Raw genomic sequence first — 13,463 nt, 5'->3', positions numbered from 1 at the left:
AACTGGAGTCTGGCGACTGCCCCTACATCCTACATGAGATACACAGAGTTGTTGAAAATTATATTAAAATTAAGGGCGGGTTTTGTATAAAAATTAAGACAAGAATCAATATTAATCCCTAAACCCGCCCCTACAGACGTGTTATGGCGCGTCTCTACCCAAAGGATGGAGAAAGATGCCTAAAGAACTCAATATAACCATGCTAGGTGCCAGTGGAGTTGGTAAAACCACATTATTAACCTCAATGTATGAGCAATTTGAGGCAACCAGTCGTCAAGCCAATCTGCAATTAAAACCCGATATTGAAACAGCGGCAATTCTAGAACGATATCTCGCCCAACTCAAAAGTTTAACCTACGAATTTAAAGCCGATGAACGCACCAAAGGAATTCGGGGAACCTTAGCCGTTGCAGGACCTGAATCGTTACCGTCTTACCGTTTTGATTTAGGGTTAAATGATAAAAAAGATTACCTGCGGCTTCAGTTTCGCGATTATCCCGGCGGCTATATTTTACCCAGTGATGTGGCGGGGAGGCGATTTGTACAGAAGATGTTGCGGGAATGTGCAGCGGTTATTGTGGCAATTGATACGCCAGCGCTGATGGAACTCAATGGCAGATGGCATGAGGTGAGAAATAAGCCAGATGAGATTATGACATTGTTTAAAACAGCATACCAAAAGTTGGATGAACCCAAGTTAGTCATTTTGGCTCCTGTCAAGTGTGAAACCTATATGCAAGATGAAGTGTCTGCCAACAATCTGATCAAACAGATTCAAGAAAAATATGCACCGTTACTGGAATTTTTTCAAGAGCCAAGACGAGCTGATAAAATTGCCGTGGTGACAACTCCAGTGCAAACCGTTGGCTGTGTCGTCTTCTTGAAAATTGAGGTAGAAAATCTCAATCAACCCCGATTTTATTTTCGCAAGACGAGTTTTAATGCTAAATATAGTCCCCAAGATAGTGATCAGTTGCTGCGGTATCTATTGCGATTCCTGTTAAAAGTTTACATTCAAAATCGCAATTGGTCAATGTTTAACATCGTTCGGGAAGTATTCAACCCTGATGCTCAACTCAAGCAAGCGGTAGAGCAGTTTGCTCAAGGATGCAAAACAAACAGAGGATTTGCTGTTCTACAAGGTAAATCGTTGTTAACACTTTAGAATTTGTCATTTGTCTATACAAATCAAAACTATTTTACAAATAGGAATAAACTGATGGATATCTATATCCAGAGTCGCGGCTTTGAACAAGACTATGATTACCGTTGGCTACAGGTTGGTAACGATGGGTCAATTCAACCCAAATTGCCACCTATCGGATTGACAGTAACCCATTTAATCGATCGCGAAACACCAACTGTTGTGTTAGAACGATTAATGGATAACCAGTTGCTGCTGCTACTGACAGGACTTGAACCCAAAGGACGAGTCGATTTTCTTGACCGCCAAATCCGCATCGCCATGGCTTGGGTGGGTGCAACGACTGACGAACCCCTGCTGCGAAGTTTAGCCGCATCTGCATTAATTGACCAAGAGTATCACCCCCTAGTGGCACAACTTAATCAAGCAGTATGCTTAGGAGGTAACTATGGCTTTCAGGTGTCATTCCCACAGATGCAGGGATTGCTTACCGTAGTACGAAATCCCCAGCAACTATCCAGTGAACCGCCGACTCTCACCCCCAAAATCGGACGGAACATCGCGACGCTGAGACAGGAGTTAGCCGAAGAACTACGAACCTGTCATTTACCACCAACCCCAGGTATTCTCATCGTAGTGACAGGGATTAAGAAACCAGAAACCCTACAAGAGGCTGGCGTGTGGCGCAGTCTATCCACCCTAGTAGAGGGCGATAGTTGGCAAGATTTATCCCCTCAACCCTGGTTTTTACCCGCCAATTTGCAGGAGGGAACCCAATCCAAGAATCCCCTAATCTGGCTCATGGTTTTGATATCGATTCTCTCCTATTGGTTAGCCTCTCTGGTGAAATTACTTTCGAGTCAAAAAGATACCTAGCCAGGGCAGATTGAGTTACCTCTGGGTGAGGTAAGCTGATATGTATTTAAATTGGATACTCCCTATTTCCTGTTTCCTTGTCCTCATGCTCAAATAGTGAAACCCGCCCCTACACACAACTGCGGTGAGAAATCCGGGTGTAGAAGCGTTGCGGGAGAACATCTCTATACTGACCGATGGGGTCTAAGACATTTTTCGCCAATTCTTTACACAAGCTTCACAGTTAATTTATCGAAACTTTATAGACAACGGCTCAAATAGGGGTATTATTTGGTTAGTGAATGAAAAAGACTTGGCGGCTACGAGCAAAACTGAAATATAACAACTGCTCGAAAATACAGTTTATCGCTAAGGGTCAAGAGAGGGTTAATAAATAGCTATTGAGTCTCTAAATCACAGAAGCAGTTATAGAAGCTAGCTCAAGTTTTGCCAAGAACTAGGTCAATCTACTTTATCAGGAAACAAGATCATGAAATCTCTCTCAACTTTTTTCCGTCAATCCACTGCCGTTGCCTCGCTAATTGCTGCCTCTACGGTCACTGTAGGGCTTATGACACCTTCAGCTTCAGCGATTACGTTACTTCCTCCGCAAGATCTGGAAACGGAAATTGATGTTGGTGTTACAGGTGGTTGCCTTGATCTCAGCAAATGTATACTTCCCAGTTCTCTTTCTTGGATAGAAAGTATAGAGAGTTTGGTAGATGAGACTAGCGGGACACGGAGTCGCTTATTTATTGATATATTAGGAGAAACTGATTCAATTTATGATGGTGGTTCTTTAGGTACAGCAACCCTGAGGGCAAAGGATATCGGTACGACCCCATCGGGAGCATGGTTCCGTCCCTCAGAAACAAATGCTGATGGCTCAGTTGGTGAAGAAGAGGGGCAACTAGAAGTTGGTACTTACAAATTTACTTTCACTAAGCTAATTCCTCAACTAAAAATCAAATATTTCGATACAGAGTCCACTAATTCAACGGGAGTGCCTAATTTTATTGCTGACATGCTGGACATTAACCCAGAAGCCATGCTAATTTCAGGAGAAAATCCCGTTCCTGCCGGAGCAGATGGTAACGTTTATTACCAGACCTGGACAGATGTTAGCTTTATTACCTTAAAGTTGGGTAAAGATACAGCAGCCACAGGTGATGGTGTTGACTTCCAGTTAATTAAAGATGTACCTGAACCAGGAACTGTCTTTGGCTTAGGTACTCTGGCGATGGCAGGTGGTCTAGGCTTACGCAAGCGCAACAAAAAAGCCTGATATCTAAATTTCCCCAGAAGGTGCTAAAGTTCTTAACCTTTAGCACCTGAATACAGATTCTGTTAACTCCACTATCGGAACTAAGATGATTGATTAAGATACCACATATTTATCGAAAAACAGTATTGTAAAATGTCCCTGAACCGGGAACCGTCTTTAGCTTAGGGACTCTGGCAATGGCAGGTGCTTTCGGTTTACACAAGCGCAATAAAAAAGCCTGATGCCTAAATTGGTTAAATAGGTGCTAAACTCAGCCTTTAGCATCTGCACAAATCATTGGTTAACTCCACATTAGAATAGAGCTAAGAGACTTCTAGGGATTCGAGATGTTCATCTCCAATCCCTATTGCGTTGCGTAGGGAGCATGGCAAGTTTGAACATAATGTTCACGTTAACCTGCTTGCGTTGGGTTACTCTACCCTTCGGGAACTCCAAAGGAGTACGAGAAGGCTGACGCTCCTTACGTCGCTATCGCTGCGCGTCACGCCTACGTACCTCAACCCAACCTACAGCACTGCCTACATAATAGTACAGATAAACTATATGTGATGTCTTGAATACACTTAACAATTCTTAATTCAATTAATATTGATCAACCGATGGACTGTAGCGACTTCAGATGTCTATTTATAATCGGGTGGCAAAAACCATTAAACTATTCATATCGGGTCTCTCGGCAAAATGCCCCAAAAAACAAAGGGCTACTACGCTGAGCAATCCGCCCATTTTGCATCAAGCAACGATTATTGAAGCCAAAAATACGGGCGTTATTCAAAAAGGGGACTGTATGCCAAGTAAAAAACTTTTTAACCGAGATGTTTTCATGCTCATCGACCAAAGTGGGTCAATGGTGAGAAGAGATTCAGAATTTAATAATAATATTCGCTGGAAAGTTTTACCGGAAGTCATTGAAGGGCATGTCTATCGCATTCTCAATGAAACCAGTCTGGATGGGGACAAGGTTTGTCAAGAAATTGCCCTAACCTTTTTTAGTCCGAATCGCCCCTGTGACAAAATCATCTACCTTGAAGATACAGCTCAGGTTCCCAGCATCTTTGATGAAAACCAGCCCGATAGTAGCACGTTTATTACACCCACACTTGAGCAAGTTATTAATCAATGGTTTGCCAATCGTGAGGCGAATCGGGAAGCGTTTATTATCATTTACACAGATGGTCAGTTTGATGACAGAGATAAATTTTTGAACTTGATTCAGACAACCAGTGCCAGACTGAAAAGTCAGGATGAACTGAAGATTGTCATTATCGGGTTTGGTAGTGAATTAAATCCCAAGTTTTATCTTGAACTGGATAAAAATGTCAGGGGATTTACAGATTCTAAGGGATTAGATTGCAATATTGTGGTTTTTGACTTGTTAAGTAAAATGCCCAATATTATTGAGCTACTGAACCGTCAGCTCGAAAATCCAACCGCAGGTTTACCGATGTGGGCAAAGGATCAATATCCTGATTTGTTTGCTTGAAAATTAGCCATCACCCCCAGCCCCTCTCAATCCCCCCTTACCCCTCTTTTAATCCCCCTCCCGTCCCCCTATTATATCCCCCTTCCGTCCCCCTTTTTAAGGAGGAGACCAGCGGATACGGGAGCGTTTTTTGCATGGGGATTGAGAGGGGAGGCAGAGCTTTGTCAGATGAACCTGATAAGTTAATCGGAATTTCTAGTTGCTTCTAAGAGGTAAGAAAAGTAAAACTGGGTACTGGTCATTCCCGTGCGTTGAATTGAAAAGCCATTACTCTCCAATATTTTGATAATATCCGCTCTGCGGTGTAGGTAAGCACGAGTGGTTTTAGAAGGACCCGGAAACAACTCGCCAATTTTCTTGAGCAAACTGTATACGACGTTTTTGGGAGCAAAGCTCACAATTAAGCGCGATTCTGCTAGAGAGGCGAGATGGGAAATCATCTGCGCGGCTTTATCTTGGGGATAGTGAATCAGCACATCTAGACAAATAACGGTGTGATAGCTCCCGCTCAAGTCTTCCAAATCCTGCACGGCAAAGCTAAGATTGTCAGAATTCTCCAAGCTAGTTTGTGCCTGTTCCTTGGCTTCACCCACCATTTTTTCGGAGATATCACTGGCAAAGACTTTCGCGCCGGCTTTGGCTAGGGGAATGCTGAGACTTCCCACACCACAGCCAGCGTCACAGATAGATAACTCGGCTAAATTGCCATCAGCCTTAAGCCAGCTTAGGACAGTATCGACGGTTTGCTGGTGTCCATTACGGATATCCAGTTGGACTTTATTTACCTCGCCCTCGCCGTAAATCCGCCGCCAACGGTCAAATCCAGTGGCGTTGAAATAGTCTTTAACTACGGTTTTATCATCAACGGTGTTCATAAAAACTCCTTCGTTGTGGGAAACCCTGTGTCCCTTCGCTTCGCTTATCGGGCAAGCTTTAGACCAGGGAGGAACACGCGGTAGCGGTTTAAGAAGCATACTTTTTTAGGGGGTGGAGGGGTATGGTTGCCCCTCCAATTGTCTCCCATTTCTGGGGTAAAGTTAGCCTCGCCAATGTTATCAGTCGGTAACTATCCAAAAGCACTGTTTCAGTGACCTTAAAACTGTTTAACTTTTTGGTTCTAGAGCAGTAGACTGGCTATCGCATCTACTGGTAGGTCTTTAACACTTGCCGATAACGTAGTGCGCTTAGCACTTAGGCTGGTAAGCACAGCTTTAACTTACTTGGCTAAAGCTCCGTGTCCCTTCGCTTCGCTTATCGGGCAAGCTTTAGACCGGGGTTGCTTACAGAGTCAGTTTGGATGGAGGAGTGAGGACGAGTGAAGTACTCCGGCAAGCTCCGCTGAAGCCGGAGCTTAAATACTTTACCATGAGTTAGGTTTTCTCTTCTTTAACAAATGACAAATCATCCATTGAAGGTTAAAGGTTGCCAACTCAATTTTGATGTTTCCTCATGCCAATGCCATCGCAACAAATTAGCAGGTTGTCCAACCCCAATCCCTGGTAAACCGATCGCGTGCCGAGGTGACTCTGTTGCTAGGGCGATCGCACTCTCGATTCCACACAGTCCCCACTCTACCAAATTCTGCACTCCCACCAATAACGGTAAGGTGGTTCCCGCTAATGTACCATCCGTTAATCGTGCCGTACCCTGTTTCACTTCTATTTGACGCTCATCCCAAGGATAAATCCCATCACCTAATCCTAACGGCGCTAAAGCATCACTCACCAGAAACAATCCCGCTTCATACCCACTCGCTTGCAGCAGAATTTGTAACATTGTCGGACAAACATGCTGTCCATCCGCAATCACCCCACAGCGAACTTGAGGATGAGTTATGGCGGCACCGAGTAATCCGGGTTGCCGATGGTGTAATCCCGGCATCGCATTAAAAGCATGAGTTACCATTGAAGCACCTAAGGCAAAGGCTTCCTCCGCTTCAGCGGCTGTTGCTTGGGAATGACCTAAACTTACGGTAATTCCTAAAGAACGCACATACGCGATCGCCTCACCTGTTTCGTCTAACTCCGGCGCTAGAGTCATCACTTTGACCAGTTTGCCATAATCCCCCAAAACTTGCTTGACATTTTTTAGGGTAAGTGGTAATAAATATTCTGGAGGATGCGCTCCTCGCTTCTGAGGATGCAAGAAAGGTCCCTCCAAATGCACCCCCAAGATTTGCGCCATTCCCGGATGGTGGGAAGAGGTGGCTAAAAAATCAGCAATCACCGCCAGCGATTGTTGAATTTTCTGGATCGAGGTGGTTACCAAGGTGGGTAAAAACCCATCAATCCCCTGATTCGATAGAAATTGGCAAATATGCTGTAATTTCTGGCTATCCCCCAGAGTTAAATCAGGAAACGCCAAACCCAGCGCCCCATTAATTTGTAAATCGACCCCAGCTAAGGAGAGCCAATCTCCTGTAACATCGATAGTAGCGGCATCAGGAGCGATATCAGTCATGGGTGCGATCGCGGAAATTTTTCCCTCAGCATCAACCCTTACTTGTTGCAAGCCTTGATAACCGGGTACTCGTGCATTAATAATAATCATTTGTCCTTTTCCATTAATCCTGCATCATTGTCTGATACATCTTTGATCAATAATCAGGGAACACAGATAAAAAATTTCGACAGTTGTGTAGGGGCTATGTTTGACTATTATCGTTTCTGTTCTCACAAAAGATGAGACTAAACCCGCCCCGACCGAGTTTTGACCTCTTTTACCAATGACAAATGACAAATAACAAACCCCAAATTGGTATTATCATGGGCAGCGATTCCGACTTGCCCACAATGCAGGGCGCGATCGCAATTTGTGAAGAATTCGAGGTTTCCTGCGAAGTCGCGATCGTTTCCGCGCACCGAACTCCCCAACGCATGGTAGACTATGCCCAAAGCGCTCATCAGCGTGGACTCAAGGTGATTATCGCCGGGGCTGGAGGTGCGGCTCACTTACCTGGTATGGTGGCGTCTCTGACACCGTTACCCGTCATTGGTGTTCCAGTTCCCAGCCGCCATTTACAAGGGGTGGATTCTCTTTACTCAATTGTGCAAATGCCAGCCGGAATTCCTGTGGCTACAGTAGCCATTGGCAATGCTAAAAATGCCGGGTTGTTAGCCGTGCAGATTTTGGCATCCCAGCAACCTGAGTTACTCGAACGAGTGCAGCAGTATCGCCAGAGTTTAACTCAATCGGTCATGGATAAGCAAGCGGCGCTAGAAAAATTGGGGTATCAACAATACCTGTCGCAGAATAATTAACTTCTTCTGTGAAGTTAAAAACCAATCGATACTTTATCTTTGACGAAACTATTAAAACCTGCTAATCAAAGAAAACCTCTTCCTTCTGATAGATTCAACAAACCGTTCAGGTTCCTTACCATCTGGGAAATATAAGCCAATACCTCTACTTTTTTATGGAAACTTATGATGTCATCATCATTGGTGCAGGTCATAATGCTTTAGTCTGTGCAGGCTATTTGCTCAAGTCAGGTTACAGCGTTTTGCTACTAGAAAAGCGCTCTATCGCAGGTGGAGCCGCTACAACTGAGGAAGCCATGCCGGAAGAAGCTCCCGGCTTCTACTTCAACCTCTGTGCGATCGATCACGAATTCATTCACCTAGGACCGGTTGTTGAAGAACTAGAGTTAACCAAGTTTGGGCTTGAGTATCTATACTGCGATCCCACTATTTTCTGTCCTCATCCAGATGGCAAGTATTTCTTAGCTCATCATTCCGTCGAAAAAACCTGTGCAGAAATCGCTCGCTATAACCAGCGTGATGCACAGAAGTATCAAGAGTATATGGACTTTTGGCATCGCCTTATTCAAGCCATTACTCCTATATTCAACGCACCCCCTAAATCGGTCGTTGACATTTTAGGGAACTATGGGTTGCATAACCTGCAAGATCTCCTTTCATTGCTAGGAGGTGTGGATGACACCCTAGACTTGATCCGTACCATGCTGACAAGTCCTAAGGACTCCTTAAATGAGTGGTTTGACTCAGAATTTGTCAAAGCCCCCTTGGCTAGACTTGCCTCTGAACTGGGGGCTTCTCCCGCAGAGAAAACGATCGCCATGGGTGCGATGATGATGGCACTCCGCCATGACCCTGGTACCGCCAGACCTCGCGGGGGTACGGGTGCATTAACCCAAGCGTTGGTTAAGCTGGTAAACCATCATGGAGGCACGATCTTATGTGATCAGCAGGTTGAGCAGATTTTAATCGGCAACAATGGACGAGCCGAAGCCATTCGGGTTGCAGGGGGTCAGGAGTATCGGGCGACAAAAGGGATTATCTCCAGCATTGATGCCCAGCGTCTATTCCTTCAGCTGATTGACCCAGCCGATGCCCAAGCGATCGCGCCTGAGTTAAACGAGCGGATCAAGCGTCGGATTGTCAATAGTAATGACGGCATTTTGAAGATCGACTGCGCCCTCTCAGAAGCGCCTCGTTTTGAAGCTTATGACCATAAAGATGAATATCTAATGGGGTCAGTGCTAATTGCCGACTCGGTCAATCAGGTAGAAGCGGCTCATAATTTGCCCATCATGGGACATATTCCTGAACAGGATATCTCTTTGTGGGTGGCTGTGCCGACAGTCCTCGATCCTTCGATGGCGCCAGAGGGCAAACATACTCTCTGGATTGAGTTCTATGCCCCCTATCAAATTCGAGGCGCTGAAGGGACGGGTTTATTTGGTACAGGTTGGACAGAGGAGCGCAAGAATCAAGTCGCAGATCGGATCATTGACAAGTTAGCCGAGTATGCACCAAACGTCAAAGATTCCGTTATTGCCCGTCGAGTGGAGAGTCCGGCTGACTTAAGCGATCGCCTGGGGGTTTACAAAGGCAATCATTACCACATTGATATGACCCTAGACCAGATGATATTCTTCCGTCCTCTACCCGAAATTGCCAATTACAAAACCCCGATTGACGGATTATTCCTGACGGGGGCAGGAACCCACCCCGGTGGCTCAATTTCCGGTCTACCTGGACGTAATTGCGCCCGCGTATTCCTCAACACCCAGCAACCTTTGAGCCAGAACCTTAAAGAAGCCGGAAACTGGCTTAAATCCCGATTTGAGTCTGTTTCTAAACTTGCACAATAAAGCAGTGATTTAATCCCATACAACCATTCGGAGAAAAACATGGAAACTAGAGATTTTCAAACTCAAAGCGGAAACGTTCCTTATCCGAGTATTCCACCCCTCATCGATAGCCGAGAGACAGAATATCGGGGAACAGGAATTACCAGTTCTGTCGCGATTTTTGGTCACCCTATCCATCCAATTATTGTCATCTTCCCGATCGCGTTTTTGAGTGGTGTAGCGGGTACAGATATCGGTTACTGGCTAACCCGCGATGTATTTTGGTCAAGAGCCTCAGTTTGGCTATTGGGAGTGGGATTACTCTCAGCGATTGCCGCAGCAGTGGTTGGTATTGTAGACTTCCTGCGTATTGCCCGAGCCCGTGAGCGTAGAGCCGGTTGGGCACATGCGCTGCTCAATGTAGCGGTACTGGTATTGAGTGGTGTGAACTTTTTCCTCCGATTGGGCAATCCAGTCACGATTATTCTTCCCGTAGGACTGATTATCTCGTTAATAGTGTCAATCTTACTATTAGCCAGTGGTTGGTATGGTGGTGAATTGATGTTCCGTCATAAGGTTGGTATCGTTGGTCCCGGTGAGACTCATGTCTCTTAATGCTCAGAAGATAAGGCAGGATCTACCTTGTGGCACATGAAGTTACTAACCATAACTCATACCATAAACTGGCGAATAATTTGAATAACGCAGCAGCGTTTAACAAAAGAGAAAATCCATTCAATAACACTAGGAGGTAGGAGCTTGACTACAGTAACCCGAACGGCACAAGCACAATGGGATGGCGACTTGAAACGCGGCAATGGTCACATTAATGCATCAAGTCATATCCTCAACGATACTCCCTACACCTTTTCCACGCGCTTCGAGGATACCCCAGGTACAAATCCTGAAGAACTGCTTGCCTCTGCCCATGCTGCTTGTTATTGTATGGCGCTTGCCCATACCTTGACAGAAAAAGGCTATCAACCTGAAAGTCTGCAAACCCAGGCATTCTGCTCACTAGAATCCCAGGAAAATGGGGGATTCAAGATTACCAAAATGCGTCTAGCCACACAAGGACAAGTTCCTAACCTGGACAATACTCTCTTTGGGCAGATTGCCCAAGAAGCGGAGAAAGTTTGTCCGATTTCTAATGCCTTGCGTCAAAATGTAGAAATCGAACTTGATGCGGCTTTAACGTCATAATTCATGGTTTATAGTCCTTGAGTGATGCTCCCACGGTTACAGTCTGCCCACGCTAACTCATACCAAATCCGGGTTAGCCACCCCCGTTATCACCTAGTCCGCGTTAGCAAAGCTTGCCGAAGCGTCGGCGGACGAAGGTGTGTGTAGCAGCGATTTTTCGTTCTGGGGCTAGATGCGATCGCAAAATCACAGCCGATATTCTGCTGATGCGGTAACGTCCCAGTTTGCCCTGGATATCAGAGACTCTCCCAAAAGAAATGCATACCTAAGAGACTATTGCCTTTAAGAAAATTAAACAAGAAAACCATTTATGTCAAGTTCAATTGAATTTAAACTACTCGCTCCTTATAACAAAAAAGCAGCCTTAATTGGGTCTTTTTCGGATTGGCAAGAAATTTCAATGGAGAAAGATGAAAATGGTTATTTCTGCACCAATGTTGATCTAGAAGATGGGGTTTATCACTATAAATTCCGAGTTCAGTCTAAAAGTTGGTCAAATGAACCCGATGAATGGGTAGAAATCATTGATCCATACGTCACTGAACTCACTCCAGATACAAAAAATGGAGTCGTTCGGATTAAAGGGGGCGAACGGATTGTTGATACCTACGTTTGCCAGAATGACGACAAACCCTTACCCGCAAACCATGAGTTAGTCATTTATGAACTACTCGTTTCCGATTTTTATCACCGTGAGGGTGATACTGAAAAGCGGGGACAGTACCAGGATGTTATTGCCAAATTAGATTACTTGCAGGAATTGGGAATTAACGCAATCGAGTTGATGCCAGTAAACGAGGCTCCTGGCGAGTATAACTGGGGTTATACTCCCAGTTACTTTTTTGCACCACAGCCCAACTACGGTTCAACGGAAGACTTAAAGCAGCTCATTGATGAATGCCATGGCAGAGGTATTCGGGTTATTTTAGACCAACTTTATAACCATTCCTCTGAAGAAAGCCCACTCCTGCAAATTGACCGGGATTACTGGTATTATCATGATCGTCACCATCCCGACGACCCCTTTTACTGGGGACCAGAGTTTGACTATAATCATTATGATGAACACCGAGACGCCATTCCTGCCCGCGATTTTATGAAGGCTGTCGTGCGGTTCTGGATTCAGGAATACCACATCGATGGTATTCGGTACGACGCATTAAAGCAACTGGATAACCGTGACTTCCTGAATGAACTGATCGAGGAAACGAAAAACGCAGTATTTTCCAAACCCTTCTACAACATCGGCGAACATATTCCAGAGAACCCCGATCTGATAAGTCCTAATGGACCGATGGATGGATGCTGGCATGACAATTTTTATCATCAAATTATACCCCATCTTTTAGGAGACGAGTTCAATCTAGAGCAGCTAAAACAGGCACTAGAACCTAAGCAACAAGGTTATCCCGAAGGTATTACTAAGGCAATTACTTACCTGAGTAATCACGACCAAAAACGTCTCATGCTTCAATTGGGAGAACATAGCATTCTTGATGATGCTGCTTTCAAACGAGCGAAGTTAGGGGCGGTTCTTTTAATGACAAGTGTAGGCGCTCCCATGCTCTGGATGGGTGAAGAGTTTGGCGAAGGCACAGACATCAATGTTGACGAAAAGAATCAACAACTAGAATGGTCGTTGTTAGAGAATGACCGGAATAGTGGTTTATTTGAGTATTACAAGGGTTTAATCGCACTACGCAAGCAAAATCCTGCGCTGCAAACTGGCAACCTTAAATTTTTCCATGACAGTTCTGATGGCAAAGTCTTTGCTTACGAGCGTTGGAATGATCAAGGTTCACGGGTGTTTGTTGTTGTCAACTTCTCCGAGCAGTATTTAGAAGGTTATCAAGTTCCTGATATTCCGGAAAACGGAACCTGGCACGAGTGGACAAGAGACTACGATGTGCAAGCAGAGGATAATCAGTTAACTATTGATATAGGTGAATATGAAGCACAAGTTTTCGTCTGGCAGTAGCGTTGAAAAGCGCTGTATAGTACGATACTGCGCCGTCTAATATTAGCTGTAGCTAGCTTATCATTGTGTCCGTCCGCTCCATCCAGCAAAAGCAGGCTCATGGAGGAGATGCAAACCACGCGTTTCATCCCCCGGTTGAAACGCGGGGGGCTTTCACCATCGCTATTTTGTCAAAAGATGCAAAAAAGCTGTAGGGTGGGCAATGCCCACCCTACGTTTTACCAAATATCTATCGGAGAACTAGCCGTTGATGCTAGGAGCCGTTAACGCTACGGGAGTAGCCTCACCAGCCGCCAAGTCTAAGGGGAAGTTGTGAGCGTTGCGCTCGTGCATAACTTCAAAACCTAAGTTGGCGCGGTTGAGTACGTCTGCCCAGGTGTTGACTACACGACCTTGGGAATCCAGAATCGACTGGTTAAA

At 45.2% G+C, this 13,463-nt stretch carries 11 protein-coding genes and 2 pseudogenes; 10 read left to right on the top strand and 3 right to left on the bottom strand.

From position 1 onward, the window contains the following. Positions 1-175 precede the first annotated feature (175 nt). From ACLGGO_RS23355 to ACLGGO_RS23335, 5 genes and pseudogenes are all read left to right on the top strand, one after another. Positions 176-1,165: a hypothetical protein gene (locus ACLGGO_RS23355; protein WP_446338933.1), complete on the top strand. Its 990-nt coding sequence runs from the start codon at positions 176-178 to the stop codon at positions 1,163-1,165. 54 nt (positions 1,166-1,219) lie between these two features. Further along, positions 1,220-2,020, top strand: coding sequence for a hypothetical protein (locus ACLGGO_RS23350; protein WP_446421095.1), 801 nt, complete (start codon positions 1,220-1,222; stop codon positions 2,018-2,020). Positions 2,021-2,489: 469 nt separating this feature from the next. Further along, the gene (locus ACLGGO_RS23345) at positions 2,490-3,284 is read left to right on the top strand and encodes an LEVG family PEP-CTERM protein (protein ID WP_446421094.1); all 795 of its coding nucleotides are present in this window, start codon (positions 2,490-2,492) and stop codon (positions 3,282-3,284) included. A 140-nt stretch (positions 3,285-3,424) separates the two neighbouring features. Then, positions 3,425-3,505: pseudogene (locus ACLGGO_RS23340) on the top strand (PEP-CTERM sorting domain-containing protein); the annotation flags it as partial. 398 nt (positions 3,506-3,903) lie between these two features. Further along, a complete protein-coding gene (locus tag ACLGGO_RS23335) occupies positions 3,904-4,767 on the top strand; it encodes a VWA domain-containing protein (protein WP_446366902.1) in 864 nt (287 codons plus the stop codon). A 182-nt stretch (positions 4,768-4,949) separates the two neighbouring features. Here the strand turns inward: ACLGGO_RS23335 and bchM are convergent, their stop codons facing one another. Beyond that, a complete protein-coding gene (gene bchM, locus ACLGGO_RS23330) occupies positions 4,950-5,642 on the bottom strand; it encodes a magnesium protoporphyrin IX methyltransferase (protein WP_446421093.1) in 693 nt (230 codons plus the stop codon). Positions 5,643-6,168: 526 nt separating this feature from the next. Continuing rightward, on the bottom strand, positions 6,169-7,317 hold the full coding sequence (gene nagA, locus ACLGGO_RS23325) for an N-acetylglucosamine-6-phosphate deacetylase (RefSeq protein ID WP_446421092.1): 1,149 nt from the start codon (positions 7,315-7,317) through the stop codon (positions 6,169-6,171). 182 nt (positions 7,318-7,499) lie between these two features. On the opposite strand from nagA, the gene purE reads away from it, so the two are divergent. The 5 genes from purE (at position 7,500) to ACLGGO_RS23300 (ending at position 13,043) form a co-directional block, all read left to right on the top strand. Then, complete coding sequence (gene purE / locus ACLGGO_RS23320) at positions 7,500-8,027, top strand: 5-(carboxyamino)imidazole ribonucleotide mutase (RefSeq protein WP_446334368.1); 528 nt, start codon at positions 7,500-7,502, stop codon at positions 8,025-8,027. Between the two features lie 155 nt (positions 8,028-8,182). Next, entirely contained in the window at positions 8,183-9,883 is a 1,701-nt protein-coding gene (gene crtO / locus ACLGGO_RS23315) for a beta-carotene ketolase CrtO (protein ID WP_446334369.1), read from the top strand. A 39-nt stretch (positions 9,884-9,922) separates the two neighbouring features. Further along, complete coding sequence (locus ACLGGO_RS23310; protein ID WP_446421091.1) at positions 9,923-10,477, top strand: DUF2231 domain-containing protein; 555 nt, start codon at positions 9,923-9,925, stop codon at positions 10,475-10,477. 144 nt (positions 10,478-10,621) lie between these two features. After that, a complete protein-coding gene (locus tag ACLGGO_RS23305; RefSeq protein WP_446421090.1) occupies positions 10,622-11,065 on the top strand; it encodes an OsmC family peroxiredoxin in 444 nt (147 codons plus the stop codon). A 310-nt stretch (positions 11,066-11,375) separates the two neighbouring features. After that, entirely contained in the window at positions 11,376-13,043 is a 1,668-nt protein-coding gene (locus tag ACLGGO_RS23300; protein ID WP_446421089.1) for an alpha-amylase family glycosyl hydrolase, read from the top strand. A gap of 240 nt (positions 13,044-13,283) precedes the next feature. Here ACLGGO_RS23300 and ACLGGO_RS23295 read toward each other — a convergent pair. Then, a pseudogene (locus tag ACLGGO_RS23295) lies at positions 13,284-13,463 on the bottom strand (photosystem II q(b) protein); the annotation flags it as partial.

It is taken from the genome of Coleofasciculus sp. (assembly GCF_046565525.1).
Classification (GTDB): Bacteria; Cyanobacteriota; Cyanobacteriia; order Cyanobacteriales; family Coleofasciculaceae; genus Coleofasciculus.
This window is presented reverse-complemented; position numbering and strand designations above follow the sequence as displayed.

What these genes read in the sequence shown, in the direction of transcription:
- ACLGGO_RS23335 (WP_446366902.1), top strand. Translation starts at nt 3,904, where the DNA reads ATGTCTATTTATAATCGGGTGGCAAAAACCATTAAACTATTCATATCG.
- ACLGGO_RS23300 (WP_446421089.1), top strand. Translation starts at nt 11,376, where the DNA reads ATGTCAAGTTCAATTGAATTTAAACTACTCGCTCCTTATAACAAAAAA.
- ACLGGO_RS23350 (WP_446421095.1), top strand. Translation starts at nt 1,220, where the DNA reads ATGGATATCTATATCCAGAGTCGCGGCTTTGAACAAGACTATGATTAC.
- bchM (WP_446421093.1), bottom strand. Translation starts at nt 5,642, where the DNA reads ATGAACACCGTTGATGATAAAACCGTAGTTAAAGACTATTTCAACGCC.
- crtO (WP_446334369.1), top strand. Translation starts at nt 8,183, where the DNA reads ATGGAAACTTATGATGTCATCATCATTGGTGCAGGTCATAATGCTTTA.
- nagA (WP_446421092.1), bottom strand. Translation starts at nt 7,317, where the DNA reads ATGATTATTATTAATGCACGAGTACCCGGTTATCAAGGCTTGCAACAA.
- purE (WP_446334368.1), top strand. Translation starts at nt 7,500, where the DNA reads ATGACAAATAACAAACCCCAAATTGGTATTATCATGGGCAGCGATTCC.
- ACLGGO_RS23310 (WP_446421091.1), top strand. Translation starts at nt 9,923, where the DNA reads ATGGAAACTAGAGATTTTCAAACTCAAAGCGGAAACGTTCCTTATCCG.
- ACLGGO_RS23345 (WP_446421094.1), top strand. Translation starts at nt 2,490, where the DNA reads ATGAAATCTCTCTCAACTTTTTTCCGTCAATCCACTGCCGTTGCCTCG.
- ACLGGO_RS23355 (WP_446338933.1), top strand. Translation starts at nt 176, where the DNA reads ATGCCTAAAGAACTCAATATAACCATGCTAGGTGCCAGTGGAGTTGGT.